The sequence below is a fragment of the Bacillus sp. BML-BC051 genome (assembly GCF_019656175.1).
GTDB lineage: Bacteria > Bacillota > Bacilli > Bacillales > Bacillaceae_G > Bacillus_A > Bacillus_A mobilis.
Genome location: NZ_BPLI01000041.1, coordinates 1 through 26698, shown reverse-complemented (window position 1 = coordinate 26698; position 26698 = coordinate 1). Strand labels below are relative to the sequence as shown.

At 34.7% G+C, this 26698-nt stretch carries 24 protein-coding genes and 1 riboswitch; of the genes, 9 read left to right on the top strand and 15 right to left on the bottom strand.

Features of this window, described 5'->3' with window-relative positions; genetic code table 11:
- Positions 1–11: 11 nt before the first annotated feature.
- Together K5S59_RS17075 and K5S59_RS17070 are read right to left on the bottom strand one after the other, a co-directional pair.
- Positions 12–674 (bottom strand): YkyA family protein, encoded by a 663-nt coding sequence (locus K5S59_RS17075; RefSeq protein ID WP_000922496.1) that lies wholly within the window; start codon positions 672–674, stop codon positions 12–14.
- A gap of 659 nt (positions 675–1333) precedes the next feature.
- Complete coding sequence (locus K5S59_RS17070; protein WP_000680839.1) at positions 1334–1975, bottom strand: diguanylate cyclase domain-containing protein; 642 nt, start codon at positions 1973–1975, stop codon at positions 1334–1336.
- Positions 1976–2138: 163 nt separating this feature from the next.
- Between K5S59_RS17070 and K5S59_RS30190 the strand changes: the two genes are divergently transcribed.
- Positions 2139–2402 carry a phage holin gene (locus K5S59_RS30190; protein ID WP_097844172.1) on the top strand — a complete coding sequence of 88 codons (264 nt, stop codon included), beginning with the start codon at positions 2139–2141 and terminating at the stop codon, positions 2400–2402.
- Here K5S59_RS30190 and tnpB read toward each other — a convergent pair.
- A complete protein-coding gene (gene tnpB / locus K5S59_RS17060; protein WP_120450834.1) occupies positions 2380–3507 on the bottom strand; it encodes an IS200/IS605 family element RNA-guided endonuclease TnpB in 1128 nt (375 codons plus the stop codon). The genes K5S59_RS30190 and tnpB overlap by 23 nt on opposite strands.
- Before the next feature lie 475 nt (positions 3508–3982).
- The gene (locus tag K5S59_RS17055; RefSeq protein WP_097843836.1) at positions 3983–4483 is read right to left on the bottom strand and encodes a hypothetical protein; all 501 of its coding nucleotides are present in this window, start codon (positions 4481–4483) and stop codon (positions 3983–3985) included.
- A gap of 421 nt (positions 4484–4904) precedes the next feature.
- Between K5S59_RS17055 and K5S59_RS17050 the strand changes: the two genes are divergently transcribed.
- Together K5S59_RS17050 and K5S59_RS17045 are read left to right on the top strand one after the other, a co-directional pair.
- The gene (locus K5S59_RS17050; protein ID WP_000445740.1) at positions 4905–6446 is read left to right on the top strand and encodes an MDR family MFS transporter; all 1542 of its coding nucleotides are present in this window, start codon (positions 4905–4907) and stop codon (positions 6444–6446) included.
- Between the two features lie 90 nt (positions 6447–6536).
- Complete coding sequence (locus K5S59_RS17045; RefSeq protein WP_000062069.1) at positions 6537–7094, top strand: PadR family transcriptional regulator; 558 nt, start codon at positions 6537–6539, stop codon at positions 7092–7094.
- Between the two features lie 187 nt (positions 7095–7281).
- Here the strand turns inward: K5S59_RS17045 and K5S59_RS17040 are convergent, their stop codons facing one another.
- Positions 7282–7713: an NUDIX hydrolase gene (locus K5S59_RS17040; RefSeq protein WP_000438231.1), complete on the bottom strand. Its 432-nt coding sequence runs from the start codon at positions 7711–7713 to the stop codon at positions 7282–7284.
- 354 nt (positions 7714–8067) lie between these two features.
- A riboswitch (cobalamin riboswitch) is annotated at positions 8068–8255 on the top strand.
- A gap of 128 nt (positions 8256–8383) precedes the next feature.
- Between K5S59_RS17040 and metE the strand changes: the two genes are divergently transcribed.
- Complete coding sequence (gene metE / locus K5S59_RS17035; RefSeq protein ID WP_120450835.1) at positions 8384–10672, top strand: 5-methyltetrahydropteroyltriglutamate--homocysteine S-methyltransferase; 2289 nt, start codon at positions 8384–8386, stop codon at positions 10670–10672.
- Positions 10673–10709: 37 nt separating this feature from the next.
- Here the strand turns inward: metE and comJ are convergent, their stop codons facing one another.
- Positions 10710–11099, bottom strand: coding sequence for a competence protein ComJ (comJ, locus tag K5S59_RS17030; RefSeq protein ID WP_000424025.1), 390 nt, complete (start codon positions 11097–11099; stop codon positions 10710–10712).
- Between the two features lie 36 nt (positions 11100–11135).
- Positions 11136–11570 (bottom strand): DNA-entry nuclease, encoded by a 435-nt coding sequence (nucA, locus tag K5S59_RS17025; RefSeq protein ID WP_000811507.1) that lies wholly within the window; start codon positions 11568–11570, stop codon positions 11136–11138.
- A 239-nt stretch (positions 11571–11809) separates the two neighbouring features.
- On the opposite strand from nucA, the gene K5S59_RS17020 reads away from it, so the two are divergent.
- On the top strand, positions 11810–12559 hold the full coding sequence (locus tag K5S59_RS17020) for a DUF3967 domain-containing protein (protein WP_000388475.1): 750 nt from the start codon (positions 11810–11812) through the stop codon (positions 12557–12559).
- A 38-nt stretch (positions 12560–12597) separates the two neighbouring features.
- Here the strand turns inward: K5S59_RS17020 and kinB are convergent, their stop codons facing one another.
- Positions 12598–13872, bottom strand: a complete 1275-nt coding sequence (gene kinB / locus K5S59_RS17015) for a sporulation sensor histidine kinase KinB (RefSeq protein WP_120450836.1) — start codon at positions 13870–13872, stop codon at positions 12598–12600.
- A 309-nt stretch (positions 13873–14181) separates the two neighbouring features.
- On the opposite strand from kinB, the gene K5S59_RS17010 reads away from it, so the two are divergent.
- Positions 14182–14382 carry a hypothetical protein gene (locus K5S59_RS17010; RefSeq protein ID WP_000929285.1) on the top strand — a complete coding sequence of 67 codons (201 nt, stop codon included), beginning with the start codon at positions 14182–14184 and terminating at the stop codon, positions 14380–14382.
- A 123-nt stretch (positions 14383–14505) separates the two neighbouring features.
- Complete coding sequence (locus K5S59_RS17005; protein ID WP_000434595.1) at positions 14506–15669, top strand: aminotransferase A; 1164 nt, start codon at positions 14506–14508, stop codon at positions 15667–15669.
- A gap of 4 nt (positions 15670–15673) precedes the next feature.
- Here the strand turns inward: K5S59_RS17005 and malR are convergent, their stop codons facing one another.
- The 4 genes from malR to K5S59_RS16985 form a co-directional block, all read right to left on the bottom strand.
- A complete protein-coding gene (gene malR, locus K5S59_RS17000; RefSeq protein WP_098258688.1) occupies positions 15674–16705 on the bottom strand; it encodes a maltose operon transcriptional repressor MalR in 1032 nt (343 codons plus the stop codon).
- Between the two features lie 283 nt (positions 16706–16988).
- A complete protein-coding gene (malD, locus tag K5S59_RS16995) occupies positions 16989–17831 on the bottom strand; it encodes a maltosaccharide ABC transporter permease MalD (RefSeq protein WP_001022595.1) in 843 nt (280 codons plus the stop codon).
- A complete protein-coding gene (malC, locus tag K5S59_RS16990) occupies positions 17832–19133 on the bottom strand; it encodes a maltosaccharide ABC transporter permease MalC (protein WP_001194990.1) in 1302 nt (433 codons plus the stop codon).
- Positions 19134–19197: 64 nt separating this feature from the next.
- On the bottom strand, positions 19198–20457 hold the full coding sequence (locus K5S59_RS16985; protein WP_000709922.1) for an extracellular solute-binding protein: 1260 nt from the start codon (positions 20455–20457) through the stop codon (positions 19198–19200).
- Positions 20458–20781: 324 nt separating this feature from the next.
- Here K5S59_RS16985 and K5S59_RS16980 point away from each other — a divergent pair, with 324 nt between their 5' ends.
- Positions 20782–22542, top strand: coding sequence for an alpha-glycosidase (locus tag K5S59_RS16980; RefSeq protein WP_000910445.1), 1761 nt, complete (start codon positions 20782–20784; stop codon positions 22540–22542).
- A 37-nt stretch (positions 22543–22579) separates the two neighbouring features.
- Here K5S59_RS16980 and malL read toward each other — a convergent pair whose 3' ends face one another.
- A complete protein-coding gene (malL, locus tag K5S59_RS16975) occupies positions 22580–24256 on the bottom strand; it encodes an oligo-1,6-glucosidase (protein WP_000415193.1) in 1677 nt (558 codons plus the stop codon).
- A gap of 260 nt (positions 24257–24516) precedes the next feature.
- On the opposite strand from malL, the gene K5S59_RS16970 reads away from it, so the two are divergent.
- Positions 24517–25617: an ABC transporter ATP-binding protein gene (locus K5S59_RS16970; protein ID WP_000818926.1), complete on the top strand. Its 1101-nt coding sequence runs from the start codon at positions 24517–24519 to the stop codon at positions 25615–25617.
- Between the two features lie 66 nt (positions 25618–25683).
- Here K5S59_RS16970 and K5S59_RS16965 read toward each other — a convergent pair whose 3' ends face one another.
- On the bottom strand, positions 25684–26193 hold the full coding sequence (locus K5S59_RS16965; protein ID WP_000218416.1) for an SDR family NAD(P)-dependent oxidoreductase: 510 nt from the start codon (positions 26191–26193) through the stop codon (positions 25684–25686).
- A gap of 64 nt (positions 26194–26257) precedes the next feature.
- A complete protein-coding gene (locus K5S59_RS16960) occupies positions 26258–26356 on the bottom strand; it encodes a hypothetical protein (RefSeq protein WP_000145656.1) in 99 nt (32 codons plus the stop codon).
- Between the last annotated feature and the right edge of the window lie 342 nt (positions 26357–26698).

Sequence of the window (26698 nt, the reverse complement as noted above, 5' to 3'; positions counted from 1 at the left end):
GCCAAACTGTTTTATTTTTTCTCTTCTTTAATTTTAATATTTGCTTGTTTATAAAAAGCTAGTTTTTCTGTATTATAAGATTTCGTAAATTCATTAAACTTGTCTTTTTCTGATTCAATATCTTTATAAGATTGATTTACTACTTTTACTTTTTCACTAATATCTTTTAATTTTGTACCTTTATCTTGTAGCATTGTATATAATTCTTTTTCTTGTTTTAACGATTTACTATAGCTATCATACATCTTGTTAAATGAATCATGTCGTTTCTCATATGTGCTTTTCACTTTATCCGCTTGATCTTTCAATTTCTTATCTTCAATTTTCTTCACATATTTATCTGCTGATTTCACTTCTTCTTGTGCCTTATTTAAAGATTCTTTTTCTTTTGTAAGCACTTTTTCTCGTTCATCTGTATTTTTCACTGCTTGATTCAGTTTTTCCTTAACAGTTTGATTATTATCTTTTCCCTCTTGAACAATCTGGTTATATAATTCTTGTCCCTCTTTCTCTAAAGTTTCAAGTTTTTTTGCATCTTCAAACATTGTTTTTTCTTGCTTTGCAGCATTTTCAAACGCAACATATAATTCCTCTTCTGGTTTCGGCCCGAAACAACCGGCTAATAAAGTCATTGATAATGCAGTTACAATTGCTAATTTACTATACTTCAACATCGTTTCCTCCTACTTATATACGATCATCGTGTAAAAAGCTATGAAAATTATATACCCTTCTATAAACTCCACACTCGCACCTTTTTTACGAAAATCATTGATATTATTTATTAATACTTATCAAATTGTATTACTTGAAATTACATTTTACGTCTTTGAACTCAATAGCAATTTCGTATCCATCTTTACATATACTTTTACTTGGCACTTTTTAAAACTTCTTCATACTATGTATTACATAAAAGTACAACGGAATTCATCACAGCCATAATAATTTGAAGAACAACAGCAATAATTCACCTGATAAAAGATGTTCGTTGTTCTCTCACGTCTATCATTCTATCATTCCCTTTCCGCTTTCTATCAAATAATTTCTTTGTTCATTTTACACAGTTTAAACGCTACCTTGCAACAACTTACAATTATTCTTATTATCCCCTAAAAAGGAAAAGTGTAGAGCATGCTTTCCTCTACACTTTTAAAATGAAACACATTGTGCAAAATGCATTGACACATCCATCATAATTATATGCTTATTCCATATATTTTTAAAGACTTTTATTACAATAAAAGTTCTTTTTGTAATAAAAGTCAAAAAAATGTTACATTTAAAACTTCTTCATATCATATTTCTTTAAATCAAAGTTTCACTCATTTCCTTACAAATCCCTATGCTGATACAATTGATTTTGTGCCTTTCTTAACAATTCTTCAAAAGTTTTTCCTTCTATTGGATAACTAGCAGCTCCAAATAATAGCGTCATACTTAACAAACCATTTTCTATTTCACTTTCAATATTTTTCATTAATCGATTTGTTATTGTCGACTTTTCATGTCCGTTATCAATCGCCACAATAACATACTTATTTTCATCCCACCTAGTAACGACATCTCCTTTACGAATTGTCTTTACAATCGTACTCTCCAATTTTTGTACTAACACCTCCAATTTTTTTTCTTGCACTGTTTCTTTTAGTTCTTTCCATTCTTTCACAGAAAGAATGTACACTGTAATATTATGAGAATCCCGTTCTGATAAAGCAGCTACTTTCTCAAAGAAATCAACTACAAAATCATTACTTGCCATTCCCCCTACTTCCGTATCCATACGCCCACTCGCTCTTTTATCATACCAATGTCCAAAATAATAGCTGAGTATCATTTGCAATATATAAATAATAAAGACGGTATAAAATGATCGTGAATCCAGTTTTGTAATTACATCCTGAAGCGCAATCCATTCTGTAACTGCCACTGTATTCCCAAGTAATAACCCACTAATTTTCCCTTTATGTTTCATACTTTCCCTCCCTTCTATACCAATATATGTTTCTATAACAATTATGTTTTTCTACAAAATAAAAAATGTACATATTGAGTGTACATTTCCGCTTAAGCTTGTCTACCATTTCTATTCTATTTCATATATATACTATATATCGTTTTAGAAAGAGGTGACTTATATGCTACAAAAAGAGAATCTATCAGATATTATACGTTTACTAGCAGGTTTTCTATTATCATTAAAATTACTGTTTAATTCTTTCGGAGTGAACTTTATTACAAACGATCAAATTGATGCTATTGTAAATGTTGCTTCCTTTCTTTTCATCCTATATTTTGGTTTTGAACTACCCCCACTTAACACTCTAACGAGCTGTTTGAAGTGGGGGATTCCTACGAACACTAAGGTATCCCTCAGTTTTATGAGTAGGCAATCCCCGTAATCCCTACGGTTAGGAGCCTTATGGCCTCTTTTCTCAGATTTTCCGCTGCATTCACATCTCTATCATGATACATACCACAAGAAGGACACTTCCATTCACGCAGGTTCAGGCTTTTCACATCTTTATTTTTGTAGTCGCAATGCGAACAAGTTTGGGAACTAGCGAATGTTTTCGACACCACAATCACTTGTTTCCCATACCAGCATGCCTTATACAACAACATCGCTTTGAATTGTGACCATGATACTTCTTGAATCGCTTTCGCTAGTTTGTGATTCTGTAACATATTCGATACTTGCAAATCTTCTATCCCAATCACATCGTGGTTTTTGATGATCCTTGTAGAGAGTTTTTGCAAGTAATCCGTTCTTGCATTTTTGATTCGTTCATGAATACGAGCGACTTTCATTCGCTGTTTATGCCAATTCGCTCCGCCTTTTGTACGTCTAGATAGAATACGCTGGGCATGAGCGAGTTTCTTTTCTAATACCCGAGACCATTTTGGATTACCGAATACCTCACCTGTTGAAAGAATAGCAAAGTTTTTCACACCAACATCTATACCAACAGCGGAATCGGTCTTCGGCAATTCTTGTACTTCTGCTTCAGCAAGAATCGAGACAAAATATTTTCCACTTGGATTCCTTCTGACAGTAGCACTCAAAATTCGTCCTTCTACCTCACGACTTTTGACAAATTTGACAAGACCAAGTTTCGGTAACTTCAATTTATTATCTATAATCGCAATGTTTCCATTTGTATGTTTCGTTGTATAGGATTGGATTTTATTGTTCTTCGATTTAAACCGAGGTACTTTGTTTTGTTTTTTGAAGAATCTTGCATACGAGTCAGCGAGGTTGGGAAGAGAAGATTGAAGAGCGATACTGTCCACTTCTTTTAGCCATACAAATTCTTTTTTGAGAGTAGGTAATTGCGAAGAACAAGTACCATAGGATAACCCTTTTCCTGTTTCTTTATATCTATCATTCCACTTTTCCAAAAAGTAGTTAAATACAAATCGTGAACAACCAATTGTTTTCGTAATAGCTATTTTTTGTTCTAAACTAGGATAGATCCGAAACTGATACGCTTTATGGATAAGCACCGCTTTTCACCTCACTTCCTTTTTTATTTGTTTACAATCTTTTTCACGATATGTATGAGAACGATACCATGATATAGCAAAAAATACTAATCACGTATCATTTCTTCTTTTTTGTCGAAAGTCCTCTGTCCCTTTCAAAAAAATATACAAATGAAAGAACTTTTACAATGAAACCATTTCGTAGATGTAAAAATGCCTCGGAGCTATAACATTTTCTTTCTATAGGAATGAACTGATTAGAATACCGGTACCTCATACTGATTCTTCACCAAAAAGAACCTTTAGGCTTTTTCCTAACCGTCATTCAGCTTCCACCTACTCATTGGACCATGTCCTATCCATTCCTTGAGGTGGGAGTTTTCTGTCGGGAAATGATAAAAATAATTATGTGAAAAAAAAAGGAATCGAGCAAAAAAAGTACTCAAAAAACACAACCTCCATTAAAAAAGGAACCTTTCGTACAGGTTCCTTTTTATCATTGCCGCACTACAACTTCATTTGTTTGCAGTGGACCATATGATACTCCTTTATATTGAAATGTATATGTGGCCTGAAATAATGCGTTTTTAAGTGCTTTATCTTTATTTGCTTTTATTTTACAAATTAGTTCTACCTTCTCATCCGGTAACAAATTATCAATCCGCCACCTAACAAGCTGGAACAGGAACTCACTCATCCCCTTATCAGCCTTTAGTGAGTTTGGAATATAGGCAAAATAATCTCGAATCATATGACTTACTACAACTCGTGAAATCATTTCCATTCCTTTATTTTCAACTTCCATTCGAATAATAAGTATGTCATTTACATCATAGGTCAGTTCATATGAAAATTTTTCTTTATACATACTACGGATTTGCAATGTAACTGCTACATTAGGACATTCGGTCTCCTTTTTTGAGCCATCAATCCATAACACCGGTTGTAGCGGTATTGAACGCCTTTCTTGATCCGAAATTCGTTTCCATATTTTCATAATAATATTCACCCCATTTCAGATGCATCCTATCCATACGACCTTATTCTGCCTCTCTACACAATATTAATAAAGCTTGTTACAAACGATATATAGTTATTACTCTTCCTTTTATCCTATTCGACAATATTAAGAAAAAACCATTTTTCCTCTGTTAACAGACGGTATTCTTACTGAAATATTTTTTTACATTTTCCTTCATTGACTTTATACCAATATTAAGTATTACTCACTCTTTCACAGTCCATACAACAGAATATTTTGACGGAAGAAAAAGTTTGCCTTTTAGTCAAATTTGACTATAATATTCTTTATGGCTTGTGCACTTGTGTAAATTGATTTGAAAGAACTATACTTTACATTTTTATGCGCTGCACTCAAAACTTAATATAGTTTACTTATTTTTAAAGGAGGGTTATATTTGGAATCTCAATTATTAAAAAAAGACTCCAACAATACAAAATTTGTGGTTGCAGGTTTATTACTTGGTATTTTAATGGCGGCAATGGATAATACAATCGTTGCAACAGCAATGGCAACGATTGTTGGAGACCTAGGAGGGTTTGACAAGTTCGTTTGGGTCACGTCTGCATATATGGTAGCAACAATGGCAGGGATGCCTATCTTCGGAAAACTTTCTGATATGTACGGTCGGAAACGATTTTATATTGGTGGTCTTATTCTTTTCTTATTTGGTTCTGCACTTTGCGGAACAGCATCTAGTATTGAGCAACTAAGTATTTATAGAGCAATTCAAGGAATCGGTGGCGGTGCTCTTATGCCTATCGCCTTCACAATTATGTACGATATATTCCCACCAGAAAAGCGTGGAAAAATGACAGGGCTTTTCGGTGCGGTTTTCGGGACATCTAGTGTATTCGGTCCTTTATTAGGTGCGTATATTACAGACTATATAAGTTGGCATTGGGTCTTCTATATTAATATTCCATTAGGACTTATCTCCTTCTTCTTCATTACTAAATACTACAGTGAATCTCTAGAATTTAGAAAACAAAAAATCGATTGGGCCGGCGCTATTACACTTGTTATTAGTATCGTTTGCTTAATGTTTGCCTTAGAACTTGGCGGTAAAGAATATGCATGGAACTCCACTGTAATTATCGGTTTATTTACAACAGTTGTGATTATGCTTATTATTTTCTTCTTCGTAGAACGAAAAGCAACTGAACCTATCATTTCTTTCCATCTATTTAAAAAACCTTTATTCGCAGCTAGCCAAGGCGTTGCCTTTTTCTATGGTGCCGCTTTTATCATCTGTACAGTTTATATTCCAATCTTCGTTCAAGGTGTTCTCGGCGGTTCAGCCTCAAATGCTGGATTAATTTTAACACCTATGATGGTTGGTTCTGTAATTGGAAGTCAAACAGGTGGACAGTTAGCTTCTCGAACAAGTTATCGTAACATCATGATGGTATCTGGCGTCTTCTTCGTAATTGGTATTTATTTACTAAGCACTTTAACAATGGATACACCTCGTCTACTTGTAACGCTATTTATGATTCTCACTGGACTTGGGGTTGGTTTCTCGTTCTCAGTTTTAAGTATGTCTTCTATCCACAAGTTAGAAATGCGAGATCGCGGTTCTGCTACATCAACAAACTCATTCTTCCGTTCACTCGGTATGACTCTTGGTGTAACAATTTTTGGTACCATTCAAAATCATATTTTTACGGATAAACTAAACACTGTGTTCCCTCCTGAACTAGCAAAATTAGCTCCAAAAGGTGGAGACACAAGTTTCTTATTATCACAAGGTGCTACCGAGAAGATTCCAGCGGAAATATTAACTGGTATTAAAGATGCTCTCGCTACCTCTATTGCCAGTACATTCTTCTGGGCACTTATCCCGGCTGTACTAAGTATTATTTGTATTTTACTTATGGGAAATGAACGCCTCTTTACAGGACCAAAAACGAAACAAAAACAAAAGCAAGTAAGTTAGTATAGAAAAAAGAAACGGCATACCCTTTATGAAAAAGGGTATGCCGTTTATAATATGTATAAAGTTTTTATTTATAGGAGTTGAGACAGCATGAGCATGAAATTAGTCATTCTCGGCTTGCTACTCGAAGGAGATAAACATCCATATGAAGTGCAGCACATCATGAAAGAACGACAAATGGATTGTTATATTAAATATGCAAAAGGATCACTTTACTACGCCTTCGAGCAATTAGAAAAGCAAGGTGCAATTCGTATTACAACTATTGTTCGAGATACGAATAGACCAGATAAAACAATCTTTCACATAACAGAAGAAGGTAAACAATTATTTCACAAGTTACTATTAAAACAATTCGAGGCAAAAAATCAAATATATAAACCAATTTATTCGGCACTCTCTTTCGCTCATTTTAGTGATGACCAAGAGTTAGTTCCGATTTTAGAAAAAAAGAAAAATGATACCGTTCAATATTTACATAAAATGCAAACTATTTATGATTGTAGCAAGGGAAAAATTCCACGTGCACAACTATATATTTTACAGAGCGTTATTGAACATATTACAGTTGAATTGCAATGGTTAAATACCCTCCTTACAGATGCAGTTGCAGGACGCCTTTCAGAAATTGATATAGATGAAGGGTAAACTTGTAAAGAAGAAACTGTAAAAGACAATAAAGTTATTTCATTTTAAAGCTTAAAACAAGCATAACCCCGTTCTAATTTAGGACGGGGTTATGTTTGTTTAATTTTCGACATAAGATACTTCACTACAATCAAAAATATAACAAGGATTTATTCGTCACTGGCGTCCCATAATGGAAGATTCCCCCTCAAAACTCTATATAAAAAGGTTGTTGTTTTTCATCCAAACTGTATTCAATTCTTTGTCTGAAATTCATAAAACTCACCATTTCCAGCGCCTGCTCTATAGGATAGAATCCTACTTCCAAACTTTCTGGTGTAGTCGTTAATTTACCTCCAACTGGTCTAGCTAAAAACAACGTATTACATATTGAGTGGTTCACATTTTGAAATACTCCACAAAATTTTAAAACCTCAATATCAATACCCGTCTCCTCTTTAGTCTCCCTTATTGCAGCATCTTTCAAAGACTCCCCTTCTTCAACTTGTCCACCTGGCATTTCCCACCCTCTTCTAGGTCCCTTAATTAATAGGATTTCTTTTTGTTCATTCATTACAATTGTCGCTGCTGAAACTATATGTTTTGGCGGTGAATAAATATTTTGTGTACTTTGTTCCAATTGAAATTCCCCATTTCTATAAACTTAGTATATTTATCTTTATACAGGAGCCTTATTCTTTCTTGTGATAAGTTACTATTTCAAAATGACTCATTCAATCTCCTTCCTTATTCCAGAATATGGACGGATTTTCAAATAACAGAACTAGCATCTTATCTTTTTACAAGTACATACTTCTTTGTAAGTTTAATCGCACTTCCTTTCAATTCCCCTTACTTTTCTCCGCTTCATAAGAAACAGAATAATATGAATAATTAAAATAAAAAACTTTAGAATTTTCTTATTTTAAAACAGTAGACAAAATTCCAAAAATTGTGTTAGAATTTGTTTCAATATCATATCGCTTGTTAACTTCCTTTCAAAAGGAAAATAGGTACACGAACATTTCGTTTCGTGTTTAAAAGGGAAGATTGGTGAAACTCCAACACGGTCCCGCCACTGTAAATGCTGAGATTTCTTTTTAGTGCCACTGTGAAAACGGGAAGGTGAAAGAAATTATATGAAGCATAAGTCAGGAGACCTGCCTGTTTTAACAACACTGATAGATTCACGGATGATGATGAGGTGTTAAAACAAAAAGGAAGGCTTATTTTCTATGCCTTTATACTTTTTGTTATAGGTATTTCCTAGTAAACGGGAATGCTTACTTTCAATTAGGGAGGAATTTGAAATGGCAATTCAAACAAGTAATTTAGGTTATCCACGTATCGGACTACAACGAGAGTGGAAAAAAACATTGGAAGCTTTTTGGTCCAATAAAATCGATGAAGAACAATTTTTAACAACGATGAAAGAAATTCGCCTTCAACACGTTAAAGTACAGCAAGAAAAAGGGATTGAACTCATTCCAGTTGGCGACTTTACATATTATGATCACGTTTTGGATACTGCTTATATGCTAGGATTTATCCCATCACGTTTTTCTGAGTTTACATCTTACCTTGATGTATATTTCGCAATGGCACGTGGCTCTAAAGATCACGTAGCTTCCGAAATGACAAAATGGTTTAATACAAACTATCACTATATCGTTCCTGAATATGAAGAGGGATTACAAATCTCTTTAAAAGATAATCGTCCACTTCGCTTATACGAAGAGGCAAAACAAGAATTAGGAGTAGATGGAAAGCCTGTTATTTTAGGACCATATACTTTCTTGAAATTAGCTAAAGGTTATACACAAGAACAATTCTCTACTATTTTAAAACAATTAGTTGCACCATACGTACAACTGCTTTCAGAACTACATGCAGCTGGTGCACAAGTCATTCAAATTGATGAACCGATTTTCGCTTCTTTAACGAAAGAAGAAGTGCAACAAGCAAAAGAAATTTATGAAGCTATTCGTAAAGAAGTACCAAATGCGACTCTTCTTTTACAAACATATTTTGATAGTGTAGAAGAAAACTATGAAGAAATTATTACATTCCCTGTATCCGGTATTGGATTAGATTTCGTTCATGGTAAAGAAGGTAATCTAAATGCTATTTCAAAATATGGATTCCCAGCTGATAAAACTTTAGCTGTCGGTTGTATAGATGGCCGTAACATTTGGAGAGCTGACCTTGATGAAGTTCTTACGTTATTTACAACGTTACAAAAACAAGTCCAAACGAAAGATTTCATCGTTCAGCCTTCTTGTAGCTTATTGCATACACCAATCGATAAAACAGAAGAAACTCACTTATCGACTGAGCTATTTGATGCGTTAGCATTTGCAAATCAAAAATTAGAAGAGTTAGTTCTTATCCGTTCCGCTCTGACTCAAGGTACAGAAAGCATTAGTAGTGAGCTGGAAACATACCGAAATGTACATCATACAATTCGTTCATCTGCTGCACGTAACCGAGAAGATGTTAAAGCAGCACGAACAGCACTAAAAGAAGAAGATTTTTCACGTCCTCTTCCATTTGAAAAGCGATACGAATTACAACAAGTTGCCCTAAAGTTACCATTGTTACCAACAACAACTATCGGTAGCTTCCCGCAAACAACTGAAGTTCGTCAAACGCGAAAAGAATGGCGTAACGGTGTTATTTCAAATGAACAATATGAACAATTTATTGAAAAAGAGACAGAAAAATGGATTCGTTACCAAGAAGAAATTGGTCTTGATGTCCTTGTTCATGGTGAGTTTGAAAGAACTGACATGGTCGAATATTTCGGTGAGCGTCTTGCTGGTTTCTCATTCACTAAAAACGGTTGGGTACAATCATACGGTTCCCGCTGCGTAAAACCACCTGTTATTTATGGTGATGTAGCCTTTATTAATGGAATGACTATTAAGGAAACTGTTTATGCACAAAGCTTAACAGAGAAAGTTGTAAAAGGAATGTTAACTGGACCTGTTACAATTTTAAATTGGTCCTTCGTTCGAAATGACATTCCAAGAAAAGAAGTTTCGTATCAAATTGCATTAGCTCTTCGTCACGAAATTGAATTACTTGAGTCTTCCGGAATTCGAGTAATCCAAGTCGATGAGCCAGCACTTCGTGAAGGAATGCCACTAAAAGAAAAAGATTGGGACGCTTATATTACATGGGCAGTACAATCCTTCCTTTTAGCAACTTCTTCTGTAGCAAATGAAACACAAATTCATACTCATATGTGTTACAGTAACTTCGAAGATATTGTTGATGCGATTCGCGCATTAGATGCAGATGTGATTTCTATCGAAACTTCAAGAAGTCACGGTGAATTTATTGATACATTAAAACATACAACATATGAAAAAGGCATCGGTCTAGGTGTATATGATATTCATAGCCCACGTGTACCGAGTAAAGATGAAATGTATAAAATCGTAGAACAATCTTTAGAAGTATGCGATCCTAAATATTTCTGGATTAATCCTGATTGTGGTTTAAAAACGAGAAGAACAGAAGAAGTTATTCCAGCTTTAGAGCACATGGTGCAAGCAGCAAAAGATGCTCGCTCCCTGCTAAAAACAAACGCATAACAAAAATGGGTTATCCTTGTTGAGGATAACCCGTTTTTTATTCTTTACTTTCAAAAAAGAATTCGTATTGTATTTTATATAATTCATCATCCGTTGGTTCTTCAAGAGGGGTTGCTTGTAATACGACTGTATACTCACCATTTGGAATAGAGATTTGAAATTTATTTGAAAGAATACTTGTTACAACGATACATTCATTTTCAACTGTGAAAGGAACTGTAACCGTTCTAACCACGTTTTCTTTCTCAACATGTTTCCCTGGGGTCACTTTTACTTCACAAGTATAATCAGAGAGTGCTTCAAAAACAACAGCTCCATCCGCCTTCGCATAACCTCTTTCAAAATCTTCATCTGTCCAGTCAACGTAAGGCTGCTCACCGTCATAGTTCATCAACATTAATTGCGAATACGAAATTGTTAACTCCATCGTTCCCCTTCTCCTTCACTATGAAATATGCAACTACTACTTTACGTCAAATTTCACACGCGTACCATCTGGGTATTTATCTAACTTATTTCCTACCCAAGACCCTGCCCCGCGGTTATCTGCCGGACTTATATATTCAATATGTGCTCCTTTTCCGCCTTCTTTACACATTGCCATTGGCCATTCATCACGATCATACCCTTTTTTTGATGGGTATGGAGCTAACGATAATTTTCTTCTATCCGCAGCACCACCACGGTCGATTGTACAAACTTCTGAATGTCCTTCTTTTATAGCATCCGTAATATGTTTCCCTGTCTCTGGATATCGCTCTTTCGGAAATTCTAGAACTTGATCATACGCATTTGTTTTTTTGGTACTTGTTTCCTCTGGAACAAGTACTTCATAAACCGCTACTACAATAGAAAGAATTGCAATAATTGAAATGATAATACCTTTTAATTGCTTCATGTATACCTCCATGATTCTCTACCAGTTTCTTTTCCTCCGTTATTATAACAAACTTCTCCTGTATATGTTTTCAGACATTATTTTAGCTCTTCTTCGTCATTACGCCAAAAAACTCTCATTTTCCTTCATCTTTTCACTAATGCTGTAGAAAACTAATAACCTTCCGACATTCTTTTTCAAAGGAAGTCCTCATAAAAGATTGAAATGATATATACGATACTTTTTGGGGAGGAAATATTATGGAAGCTACCTATAAAACGAAAGATGTCACGAATAAAACAGGCATCCCAAAACATATAGTTCGCAAATATAGTCAACTGTTAGAGGAACATGGTTATATGATTTCCAAAACAGCTGATGCTCGTATTTATAAATTAGATGATTTAAAACTATTGAAATCTATACATGAAAGAGCTGCTACATTGCAAGAAGATATTTCAGAAACGATACCTATTATTTTAAAAGAAAAAGAGGCCCCACCTGTACCAGTTATACAAGATACGCAAGAAATACAACCGAAAGAAAAAGAAGATGGGCGTAACTTTGAGGAGTTCATGTTAAAACTTGAAATGCTCGCTCAATTAAATGAAGCAATTATTCATCAAAATTCTACCCTTATTACCCAAAATCGTTTAAAAGACGAAAAACTAGATGAATTGATGCAACAAGTCTATGTAAAAGAAGGCTCTCAAGAAAAAATGCTACAAGAGTTAGTAGATCATGCCGCTCAAACAGATGCCCTGCAAAAAGAAAAGATGGACTTATTAATGAATCATATGTATAAACGAGAATCTAAGCAAGAAGAAAAAATGAATAAACTCGTAAATCAAATTTATAATAAAGACAGCAACCGTGATGCACAACTTATGCAAGTAATTCGTGAAATTCAAGAAACAAAAAGAATGGTTGCTGCCTCAAAAGAGCAAGGGTTCTTGCAATCATTTAAAAGTTTATTTAGCCGAGCAAAACAAGAAAAAACAAATGAATAAACAATATAAAATAAAAAGTTACCTTCCATCGGTAACTTTTATTCCTTATTTCTTACAGCTGGCAATATAATAATCGCTTCAGTTCCTTTCCCACTTTCACTTTTATATTCCAGCGTACCATTATGCGCTTGTAAAATACTAAATGTTACCATAAGCCCTAATCCTGTCCCTTTTTCTTTTAAAGAATAATATGGTTGTCCCAGCCTTGCTAACTGTTCTGTCGTCATTCCAACACCACTATCTTTAACTCTTATTACAATCGTTTCATCTTTTTGCATAGCCGTTACTTTTAAATATCCTTTATTTCCTTGAATTGCTTCAATACCATTTTTAACAACATTCATAATAGCTTGCTTCAATTTCGTCTTATCACCGATCGTATAAAGACTTTCAGAAATCTCAACTTGCAAATATACACCTTGCATCGCTGCAAATGATGACATAAGAGTTGTCATTTCTATTAATTGAGCTGATAAGCAAATGTGTTCTTTTTTCTCAATTTGTGGCCTTGCTAAATTTAAATAATCTGAAATAATTTGTTCTGCCCGGTCCAATTCGGCTAATACGAGACGCATATAATCCTTATTCTTCACATCTTCCGTACTTTCTAGCAATTGAATAAAACCACGAACAACAGTGAGCGGATTTCGAACCTCATGTGCAACACTTGCTGCCAACTCACTTACAATATTAAGCTTTTCTGACTTTTGCATTTCTGTACGTAGTATTGCATTTTCATTTAAATATTCTGTTAAGTACACCTGAAATACCATTGTCATAACCATAATAAGCGAAGCAAATATATATCCGCTATATAGGTGCGAAATATGCGGTGTAAACCCCGTTTCTAACAGAACAGTAATCATGCCAATCACTAGAGAAACAAGCACGTACAATGATGAAATCATAAATGCTAAAATCAGCTTCTTATCTCTTGAAAATAGAGACCATTTCTTTGATAAAAATAATGGAACTATTAATAGAAATATTACTTCTATTACTGGAAGAAGGTTCATTCCTTTTAGTGCCCATTCATATGCAACAAAAATAACGGCCGGGATTAAACCAACAATCCCACCATATAGAAAACCACTAACAATCGGGATTGGGTGAAAGTTATACCCACAAATGTCACCAAAACAAATAGAGTATGTCATGGAGAGAACGAGTGTAATGCTAGATAGAAACATAATAAAGTAGCGGTTCGGCTTCGGAGGCATTTCTTGATAACGATTTAGGCGAATCGCTTCATATAAAAATAGTGGCAAAATAATGATGTCAATTTGGATCATTAAATCACGGATCAGCTCCATAGCCTCTCATCCCCTATATGTATTTTGATATGATTATATCATTTTACGGGTTTATTTGTTTTAAAATTTTGATTTTTCTTAACATATTTGTTAATTCTTTGTTAACAACACATAATAATTGTTACAGATTTTCGAAATGAATGTAAACCCTGTACCAAATTTCTGCCGGGCAGTATACAATGAATACGGATTACAAAGAAAATAAAAAATACTTCATGAGACGGACAACTATAGCAAAATACAGCATATAATCCATACTATCTATGTTTACAAATAAGTGATCATTATTTTAGTAGGAGGAAGATAAATATGGCGGGTACTACGCTTGTTTTAAAAGAAGAAAATTTGGTCGTTCTAGAAAATGTTGAAAAATCAGTATATGAAGAGTTACAGCATAAAACCGGAGAAGAAAATTGCACATGTGCTGTGAATGAATCAGTTGTTCACCTTGGCAAAGTATCCTCTGTACTTTGGAATGAAGATGAAATAGATTGGGAGTACGGATATTAAAAAGTCGCTTACAGCGGCTTTTTTTCTATTATCCCTCTCTTTCTACATAACATATACGCAAGCGAAATCATAGAAAATATGTTAAAATGAACTTAATTTTCAAACGGAAGAAAGGGAGATACAATGGAACAATTCATTAACCCTAGAGTGAAGGACATCCAAATTTCTGGAATCCGTCAATTCTCTAACATGATTCAAAACTATGATAATCTTATCTCTTTAACAATTGGACAACCCGATTTCCCTACGCCTTCTCTCGTAAAAGAAGCGGCAAAACGGGCTATTACAGAAAATTATACAAGCTATACACATAACGCCGGTTTACTAGAATTACGCAAGGCAGCTTGTAACTTTGTAAAAGATAACTACGATTTACAGTATTCACCTGAAAACGAAACCATCGTTACAATCGGTGCCAGTGAAGCAATTGATATTGCATTCCGAACGATTTTAGAGCCAGGAACAGAAGTTATTTTACCTGCCCCTATCTATCCAGGATACGAACCAATTATTCGATTATGCGGTGCTACACCTATTTTTATCGATGTTCGTGAAACTGGCTTCCGTTTAACAGCCGAAGCGCTAGAAAATGCCATTACAGAAAAAACAAGATGCGTCGTACTGCCGTATCCTTCTAATCCAACTGGTGTAACTTTATCAAAAGAAGAATTACAGGATATTGTAACTGTTTTAAAAGATAAAAATATTTTCGTCCTTTCTGATGAAATATATAGCGAACTTGTATATGAACAAAAGCATACATCTATCGCTCATTTCCCAGAAATGCGTGAAAAGACTATCGTCATTAACGGTTTATCTAAATCTCATTCTATGACTGGCTGGCGTATCGGTCTATTATTCGCACCAAGCTATTTAGCAGGACATATACTAAAAGTTCATCAATACAACGTAACGTGTGCTACTTCAATTGCTCAATATGCTGCAATTGAAGCATTAACAGCTGCTAAAGATGCACCAAAAATGATGCGTCATCAATACAAAAAACGTCGTGATTACGTATATAATAGACTCATTCAAATGGGCTTAACAGTTGAAAAGCCAACAGGTGCATTTTACTTATTCCCATATGTTGGTCATTTAACATCTTCATCATTTGATTTTGCACTTGACCTTGTCAAAGAAGCTGGACTAGCTGTCGTTCCTGGAACTGCATTTTCTGAATATGGTGAAGGCTATCTTCGCTTGTCCTATGCGTATAGTATTGAAACTTTAAAAGAAGGCTGTGATCGATTAGAGGCCTTTCTACAACAAAAAGCTAAGAGTTAAACTCTTAGCTTTTTGTTGCATAATGATCGCAAGTTTGGCGCTTTAGTAATTTATGAGGAATAATAATACACTTTGCAGTAGACTCCGCATTCTCTACTTTATCAACTAAAGCTTTTGCTGCCTCATACCCTAGTTGATATATATTCACATCAACTGTCGAAAGTGGCGGACTCGCAATTTCTGATAATAAAGCATTATTAAAGCTGACAATCGAAACATCCTTCGGTACAATGAATCCTTTTTTTGAAAGTGCACTTAACACACCAAGTCCAATTAAATCATCCGTTGCCACAATTGCTGTCGGTGGTTGCTGCAGCCCCATTAACTCCTCAACGGCTTGTTGACCACTTTCCCTCGAAAAATCAAAATGTAAAATATACTCTTTTGGTAATACAATGTCTGCTAATTTTAAAGCATCACTCATACCAGCCAAACGATCTCTCGTTACAAGTAAATCTGATCCACCGCCGATAAACGCGATTTGTTTATGACCTAATGAAATCAAATATTCTGCTACTTCTCTTGCAGCTGTATAATTGTCATTATCTACATATGTAATTTCATCTTTTCGATCATATGGTTTCCCAATTAAAACAAACGGGAAATTTTGTTTATGCAAATATTGAATAATCCGGTCATTCTCTCTTGAATATAAAAGTATAATGCCACCAATTTGGCGTCCCTGCACCATCTTTACAACACCATTAAAAATTTCATCTTCCGTTTCACCTGTCGACATATAAAGCGCATATCCTTCCACATGTGCAAATGAACTAATCCCTCTTATAACTTCTGGGAAAAATGGATTTTGAAAAGCTTTACTTGCAGAACTTGGCATAACAAGACCAAGTGTTTTTGTTGTTTGGTTAGCTAGGTTTCTTGCGTTTAAATTGGGATGATACCCTAATTCACTCATTACTTTCCGAACACGACGCTTTGTTTTTTCACTTATACTTGGATTATCAGCAATTACACGAGAAACGGTAGATGGTGCTACATTCGCCTTCTTCGCCACATCTTTAATTGTAACTGTCATAAAAATCCCCCTCCTCTCACTTCTCTGCCATTTTATATATATTTTTAATCTTGCACCCGTTGCAAGTAATAGGAGAAGTCATAAACTTTCATTGATTCTATCTTGCAAAACCTATCATATTCTCCCTCTCCATGTATTGTAAGGGATATAGCTCTTTTTTCCTATACTATAATATACTATTTATTTCACTTCTTTTCATATGTGATGTCAAATCTCTTTTCATCTCCCTATAAAAATTTTTATAGGGAGATGAAAAGAAAAATGGGACATAACGTCCCATTTTTCATCCTTTCGTACCTCCAGCAGTTAAACCAGAGATAAAGTATTTTTGTAGTGATAGGAATAAGATTGAAATTGGGATTGCAATCAATACTGAACCCGCTGCAAACGTTGTAAATTCATTACCAAATTTCTTCGCTACCATTTCATATAACCCAACTGCTAACGTATAATTTTCTGGTGTGCGCAAAATAATACTCGCTAAAATGAAATCTGTAAATGGACCGATGAAAGTGAATAACGCTACAACTGCTACGATTGGCTTTGCAAGTGGCATAATGATTTGCCAAAAAATACGGAAATGTCCTGCTCCATCCATACGAGCTGACTCATCCAATTCTTTCGGAATCGTATCAAAATACCCTTTCATAAGCCATGTATTCATTGGGATTGCCCCGCCGACATAAATTAAAATTAATGCAAGGTGCGTATCAATTAATCCCGTTAACTGCGCTAATACGTATAGAGCGATTAACGCCGCAAAGTTCGGAATCATTTGCAGAATTAAAAATGTTAATAAACCATTTTTTCTTCCAACAAAACGGTATCTCGAAAATGCATAAGCAGTAAAACTAATTGCTAACACTGAGAAAATCATCGTTAAAACACTTACTTTTAATGTGTTTTTATACCATAGTAAATAATTACTATTCTCTAAATCTAATAACTTACGATAATGATCTAACGTTGCATTTTGTGGAATAATACTTGACCCAGATAAACTATCACCCGGATTAAACGATGAACCAATAATCCATAATAATGGATAGAAAATGATGGCACACATTACGAAAATAACGAAATAACTTAATGAGAGACGTAACATCTTTTGTCTTTTAATATTCATTTACATCATATCCTCTTCTTGGAATGATTTTGTTCTCTTAAATTGCCATAACGCAACTGTAATAACGATTAACGATAATATCATTGTAAGAGCTGCTGCTTTCCCGTACTGTGCGGAAGTCATCGTTAACTTATAAATCCATGAAATTAAAATATCTGTCCCACCTGCGTCTTGTCCAGCTACAGCAGGACCTCCGCCGTTAAATAGATAGATGATACTAAAGTTATTAAAGTTAAACGTATATTGCGTAATTAATATTGGTGCTGTTGCATATAAAACAAGTGGCAATGTAATTTTACGAAACTGTTGCCAAGCTGTAGCTCCATCTACTGTAGCTGCTTCGTATAATTCTCCTGGAATTGATTGCAGTATACCTGTCGTCATTGCAAAGACGAACGGGAACCCAAGCCACGTTTGAATCATAATTAAAGCAACCTTCGCCCAAAATGGATCTGTCATCCAAGCAATCTTTTCAATTCCGAATAAAGCTAATACTTGATTGTTAATTGCTCCAAATGTTTCATTAAACATACCAGAGAAAACAAGAATAGATACGAATGCTGGGACCGCCCACGGTAAAATGAAGATTGTTCGGATAATCGCCTTCCCTTTAATACCAGGCTGATTTACGATAATTGCTAAGAAAATACCAAGTGCAACTTGTAATGTCGTTGCAACGAATGTCCAAATGACAGTCCAAGAAAATACACTTAAAAATGTCTCTCGCCACATCGGTAATGTAAAGATATCAATAAAGTTTTTAAATCCTACCCAATCTACTAATTTAGCTGGAGGAGAATGATATAAATCATAGTTCGTAAATCCAATTAAAATTACGAAGATGATTGGAAATACAACTACAAAGATAAGTAATAGAAAACCTGGTGAAACCATTAAATATGGAAAACCTTGATCTAGTAAATTACGGTATTGCTCTTTTACAGAGTTTAAAGGGGTTCCTATATCACGTTTCTTCCCGTTTTGGTATGCATCATATAAATTAAATGCATATATTCCGAGTCCAAACACGATGACGATAAGTGCCAAAATTCCTTCTACTAATAGAAAGACAGAATGGTCACGTGGAACTTCTGTACCAAGCGTTACAATTCCCCATAATCCCATATTTAATAAATCAGCAAAGGCTACAATAAATGAACCTGTTAATACTAGAAAAATAAGACCTTTTACAAATTGCTTATTATACATTTGGCCCACGCCTGGAATGATAGATAACATGGTTGCCATTTTCCTATGCTTTGAACCGTTTAAACCGTTTGCTGGTTCCATAGATGTTTGCATGTTCCTTCCCCCTTTTTTCTGGGAGAGAATTCGTACCCCTCATATGAGAGGCACGAATTTCACCTTATTTTTTCTTACTATGATTTGCCTCAATATTACCTTTAATTTGCTTCACTGCATTATCAAGTGCTGCTTTTGGTGCCTCTTTTTCCGTAACAACTAATTGAAGCGCATCTCCAGCTGGTTTCCATACTTCTTGCATTTCTGGAATGTTCGGCATTGGAATTCCATTTTCAGATTGTGTTGCAACTGCTTTTGCAGCTTCATTATCTTTAATGATTGGATCTTCCATCACTGCTTTTACTGGAGGAATTTCTTTTGTTTTCTCAAATCGAATTTTTGCGTTTTCTTCATTTGTTACCCATTCAGTGAACTTTGTAGCTAAATCATTTTGTTTAGAGAAACTTGTTACATGCCATCCTTTAACCCCAACAAATGTTTTCATCGGTTGACCATTTGGTAATTTTGGCATTGGAGCAACACCATAATCAATTCCGTTCTTTTCCATTGCTTGGAACGCCCATGGGCCGTTCATGATAGATGCTGCTTTTCCTTCGTTAAATAGTCCATCAGCAGCAGGTCCACCAGATTCACCGATAATACCTTTCGGGAATAACTTTTCTTTGTACCATTTTTGAAGATATTCAGCACCTTGTACCGCTCCGCTATTATTTAATCCAACATCACTTGCATTTGGCTTTCCATCTTTTTCACCAAATACGTAACCACCCATACCTGCCATGAATGCATTAGCAAAGTAGAAGTTATCTCCTAATGTTAAGAATCCGTACTTGCCATCTTTTGTAAATTCTTTTGAGAAGTTAAACAGCTCATCCATCGTTTCTGGCGCTTTTGGCATTAATTTTTTATTGTAGATAAAGACTGGTGTCTCAATTGCTTTTGGTAAACCATATAATTTTCCGTTATATGTCTGTGCTTCTATTGATGATTCAGTAAATTTACTCTTCACAGCATCATCAGCTTTCACTTCAGAAAGTAAACCTTCTGTTACTGCGTTTCCGATTTGATCATGTGGCAATGTTACAACATCTGGTCCGGTCCCCGCTGGTCCATCAAGGCGTAACTTCTTCACTTGATCTGTCATTTGCATTTCAACAACTTTTACTTTTACTTTATATTTTTCCTCAAAGCTTTTCACTGCTGGTTCTAAACCAACACCTTTTTTATCATCTTCCCAAACGAGAAGATCGTAATCTTTCTTTGCTTTACTTTCTTCTTTCTTCCCTGAATCTTTCGGTCCACATGCAGATAACATACCAATTGATAATGCTGAAACCGTTAATAATGATAATGCTTTCTTCATCCCAAAAACCTCCCTAAATTGTATATGTACCTTATTAATTGAAAACGTTTGCATTGAATGGTTTAATAGAAGCGCAAACAATATCTCAATCTATGAAAACGTTTGCGCTATTTGTCTATCATTATACATTCTTTTATTTATTTTGCAAATATTAATTTTAAAAATATTATTAATAAACTCTTTATACATTGACTTTATATGAAATGAATACTACTCTTATAAGCAATATTAAAGCTATGCAAAAGGCAATCGTTTGCAACATATGCTTTATTATTACACGTAAGGGAACAATATGTATGGAGATATTAAAGGGGGATTTTCTATATGCTTAAAGAAGCCATTTATCATAGGCCAAAAGATAATTATGCATACGCTTACGATGAAAAAACGATTCACATCCGAATACGTACGAAAAGAGACGATGTTCAAAGCGCCACTCTTATTTACGGTGATCCTTATGATTGGAACGATGGGAAGTGGATTACATCAAATACAGCGATGAGAAAAACTGGCTCTACTGCATTGTTTGATTATTGGTCCATTTCCATCGAGCCAAAATTTAAGCGCTTACGTTATGGATTTGAATTAAAAACGGAGACAGACACGCTTATTTATGCAGAGCGAGGCTTTTTTTCCAGTATTCCAAACGATGATGTTGGTAACTTCTTCTGTTTTCCATTTATTCATGCAAATGATGTATTTCAAGCACCTTCCTGGATTAAAGACACCGTTTGGTATCAAATTTTCCCAGAACGGTTTGCGAATGGGGATCGTGCACTAAATCCAGAAAACACCCTCCCTTGGGGCAGCGCTGAGCCAACTCCAACTAATTTTTTTGGCGGAGATTTTGCTGGCATTATTCAAAATCTTGATTATCTTGTTAAACTTGGAATTTCGGGAATATATTTCACACCTATTTTCAAAGCACATTCAAACCATAAGTATGACACCATTGACTACATGGAAATCGATCCGCAATTTGGCACTAAAGAAACGTTCAAAGAACTCGTTCAGGCATGTCATACACACGGTATAAAAGTAATGCTCGATGCCGTGTTTAATCATAGTGGATACTTTTTCGATAAATTTCAAGACGTACTAAAAAATGGTGAGCAATCAGCATATAAAGAGTGGTTCCATATTCATGAGTTTCCAATTAGAACTGAGCCACTTCCGAATTATGATACTTTTGCGTTTACACCATTTATGCCTAAATTGAATACAGCACATCCTGATGTAAAAGAGTATTTACTTGAAGTAGGGCGTTATTGGGTAAGAGAATTCAATATAGACGGTTGGCGCCTTGATGTAGCAAATGAAGTCGATCATAGCTTTTGGAGAGAATTCCGAAGCGAGATAAAAGCATTAAATCCTGAAGTATATATTTTAGGAGAAATTTGGCACGATGCACTACCATGGTTACAAGGAGATCAATTTGATGCTGTAATGAGCTATCCTGTTACAAACGCTCTACTGTCTTACTTTGCTAACGATTCCATTAAAGCAAATGAATTTATGAAACAAATTACAGAATCTCTACATTCCTACTCTATGAACGTAAATGAAGCAGCGTTTCATTTATTAGACAGCCATGATACACCAAGAATATTGACAACATGTAACGGAGATAAAAATAAGTTAAAGTTACTTAATGTATTCCACCTTTCTTTCATCGGCTCTCCTTGTATTTATTATGGAGACGAAATTGGTATGGACGGCAGTATGGACCCAGCTTGCCGCAAATGTATGATTTGGGATACGAAAGAACAAGATCATCTATTATTTACACATGTACAAACATTAATTTCATTACGAAAGCAATATAAAGCATTTGGAGGACATGGTACTTTCCAATTCATCGAAGCAAATGATGAATATAATTATATTTCTTATACGAAAACATATGAAGATGAAACTATCTTTTTCGTTCTAAATCCGACTGATAGTGAAATTACTGCTTCCCTCCCTCTCCATGTTACTGGAAAGAAAATCATTAACATTTATACAAACGAAGAATTTTCAGCGGAAGCACGTGTATTACAAGTTACACTTCCTCCATATGGATTCTCAATCTTAAAATGGTAATAAAAAAGCCTTATACCAAGTGGTATAAGGCTTTTTCTTATTTCAATTTAAATACCATCGCTTCATACGGACGTAATGTCATGTTATCTATCGATCCATTCTCTACGTCGTAATTGTGTATGAATAACTCTGCTTCACTATAATTAATGCCCTCAGGCAATTCAAATACACATTCTTCCGCCGTAAAGTTTGCAATGACAAGAAGTTTTTCTTCTCCATATGTTCTTACGTATGCAAAAATAGAAGGGTTATTCTCTAATATTAAATCATATGATCCATACACAATAATCTCATTATTTTTACGTAACTCAATTAATTTTTTATAGTAATAAAAAATTGAATCTTTATTTTGGATCGCTTGTTTCACATTGATTTCTTTATAGTTAGGGTTTACCGTAATCCAAGGCTCACCTGTTGTGAATCCAGCATGATTCTGATCGTCCCACTGCATCGGTGTTCTAGCATTATCTCGGCCTTTTATATAAATAGACTGCATCACTTTATCTATATCTTCACCGCGCTCTATAACTTTTTCCTTATACATATTTAATGTTTCAATATCTCGATATTCATCAATCGATTCAAATCGAACGTTTGTCATTCCGATTTCTTCTCCTTGATAAATATACGGTGTTCCTTTCATCATATGAAGTACCGTCGCTAACATTTTCGCAGATTCAATGCGATACATTTCATCATTACCAAAACGAGATACAACGCGAGGCTGATCATGGTTATTCCAATATAGGCTATTCCATCCTGTATGCTCTAATGCCTTTTGCCACTTCGTTAAATTCTCTTTTAAAGTAAGGAGTGAGCATGGTTTGACATCCCATTTTCCGCCTTCTCCTGAATCTAAATCCATATGTTCAAATTGGAATACCATCTGCAGTTCTTTTCGTTCTTCCCCAGTATACATTTTCGCCTCTTCTGTCGTTACACCAGGCATTTCACCAACCGTCATAATATCATAATGAGACAATACTTCTTCATTCATTTCATGTAAATATTTATGAATGTTTGGACCGTTCATAAAATGCTTATGACCTGAAACATACCCCTCTTCTTCGGTTTCAACAGCTGGTAACCCCTCTTCTTTAGAAATAAAATTAATAACATCCATACGGAAGCCATCAATTCCTTTTTCTAACCAAAACTTCATCATTTCATAAACATCTTGTCTTACCTTTTCATTATCCCAATTTAAATCCGGCTGTTTTTTAGAAAACAGATGTAAATAATATTCATCTGTCATTTCATCATACTGCCATGCTGATCCACTAAAAGCTGCGCCCCAGTTGTTCGGCTCTTTTCCTTCTTTTCCAGGACGCCATATATAGTAATCTCTATATTTATTATCTTTTGATTTACGTGACTCAATAAACCAATTATGTTCGTCAGAAGTATGATTAACAACTAAGTCCATCATAAGTTTCATATTACGTTCATGCATTTCATGTAATAGCTCATCCCAATCTTCCATCGTTCCGAACTCATTCATAATTTTACAATAATCACTTATATCATAACCATTATCATCATTTGGAGATTCATAGACCGGCGATAACCAAATGACATCAATCCCTAATTCTTTTAAGTAATCTAGCTTTGAAATAATACCACGAAGATCCCCAATACCATCACCGTTACTATCCATAAAGCTACGAGGATAAATTTGATATACTACACTTTCTTTCCACCATTGTTTTTCCATTATGCTACCCCATTTCATTAATAATTCGATTTTCTTTTTTAAGGCGCAAACGTTTTCATTAATGAATGATAACAGATTCTATCTTAATTTAAAATAGCGCTTACAACTTTTGTTCTTATTTTTCTAAGAAAACATATGAAAATTACTAATATTCCTCTAACAAATGAAAACGTTTTATTTTTTTGTTTATTTTTTAAATCTATTAGTTTATAATGAACTCAAAGAAAACGTTTGCATAATTATTTCTAGGGGGAAATACCATGGCAGAACTGAAATTAGAAAACATTTATAAAATATATGATAATAACGTAACAGCTGTAACAGACTTCAATTTACACATTCAAGATAAAGAATTTATCGTATTTGTCGGTCCTTCTGGATGCGGAAAATCTACAACATTACGAATGGTAGCTGGACTTGAAGATATTTCAAAAGGAGAGTTTTCAATTGATGGTAAGCTAATGAATGATGTCCCTCCAAAAGATCGCGATATCGCAATGGTCTTCCAAAACTATGCTTTATATCCACATATGAGTGTGTATGATAATATGGCATTTGGATTAAAACTTAGAAAAATACCAAAAGACGAAATCGATCGTCGTGTGAAAGATGCAGCAAAAATTTTAGGACTGGAACAATATTTAGATAGAAAACCGAAAGCGTTATCTGGTGGGCAACGTCAACGTGTTGCGTTAGGTAGAGCGATTGTTCGAGACGCGAAAGTTTTCTTAATGGATGAACCTTTATCCAACTTAGACGCTAAATTACGTGTTGCAATGCGCTCAGAAATTTCTAAATTACACCACCGCCTTGGAACAACAACGATTTACGTAACACATGATCAAACAGAAGCAATGACAATGGCTTCACGTCTCGTTGTTATGAAAGACGGAAAGATTCAACAAATCGGAACGCCAAAAGAAGTATATGAAACACCTGAAAACATTTTCGTTGGTGGATTTATTGGCTCTCCAGCGATGAATTTCTTCCGTGGTAAATTAACTGAAACCGATTTCGTTATAGACAATGCAATAAAAATTAAAGTAACTGAAGGAAAAATGAAAATGTTGCGTGAACAAGGCTATGTACATAAGGAAATAGTTTTAGGTATTCGCCCTGAGGACATGCATGATGAACTCTTATTTTTAGAAGCTTCTCAATCTACCGCCTTTACAACAAAAATCGAAGTTGCTGAATTACTAGGTGCTGAATCTATTTTATATATGAAACTTGGAAATCAAGATTTTGCAGCACGTGTTGATGCAAGACATACATTTTCACCTGGAGATCAAATTAAACTAGCATTTGATATGAATAAAGCGCATTTCTTTGATAGCCAAACTGAACAACGAATTCGTTAAAAAATAACTTTCTACTATATAACATACAAAAAAACCGTCCACATATTTTGAGGGCGGTTTTCATTATTATACGAGGGCTTCTACTGTATGAAATGATTGTCCTTTCGTGCCAATAATACCGAAAATCGGTAAGTCACTCAGCACCACTTCTTCTTGCTGTTTCATAAAAGATGACGTTAATTGTTTTATCTCTATCCAAACGTCATTAATACAAAGTACATTGGAATCGTTCTCTTGTTGGCGAGAAAAAATAGAATCTATTTTATATAAACCAGCATTTTGAAAAAGCATATCAATGCGACTGAATGCATTCAAAGTAATGCTGATTACGCGTTGCCAATCACCTTGCTTCTCCATATCATAGGATACAAAAAGTGCTTCTCCGCCTAGATTCGTAATTTCCTCCACTGTTGCTTGTCCACTTTCTTGATCAATGTCCGTCACAATTACTTTTGCGCCTTGTTTAGCCAACAAAAGAGCTGTATTACGTCCAATACCGATGCCACCGCCAGTTACGATAGCAACTTTTCCTGCAAGCTTCATTTTCATTACCCCTTCTATAAGTCTTACCGTTATTCAGTATACTTCTTTATGAGATTAGTCTGCAAGCAAGAAAAATTGCTTATTCATTTGTAAGCGATTACTTTTTTATTCCTTCTTTTTTCTTACTATTACGCTGATCGAAAACTAATCCGATGAAAATTAAAATCCCCCAAAAGATTACGCTACCTCCAGTCATTTCAATTTCCCCCTTATTATATAAAGATATTATTTTAATCATTATAACATTTTCTTAATTTTCAATCTATTAAAACCAAAAATGATATGGATTAACTTTTTCTTATTATATATCCTTTAAAATATATTTGAATAATAAAGTGAAACTTTAATCAGTGGGGGTTTTCTTCATCCCCCACTGATTATTAGCCCTCACCAATCGGACTTTAATGGGCAGCCCGACCCCCACCTAAATTCTTTGCTTTCGCTGAATTTTGAGGTGAGGGTCTTACTGCCCATTACAGCGGGATAAAAAAAGACCCTCTTATTTTATGTATAAAAAGGTCTCTGTTTTATTATACAA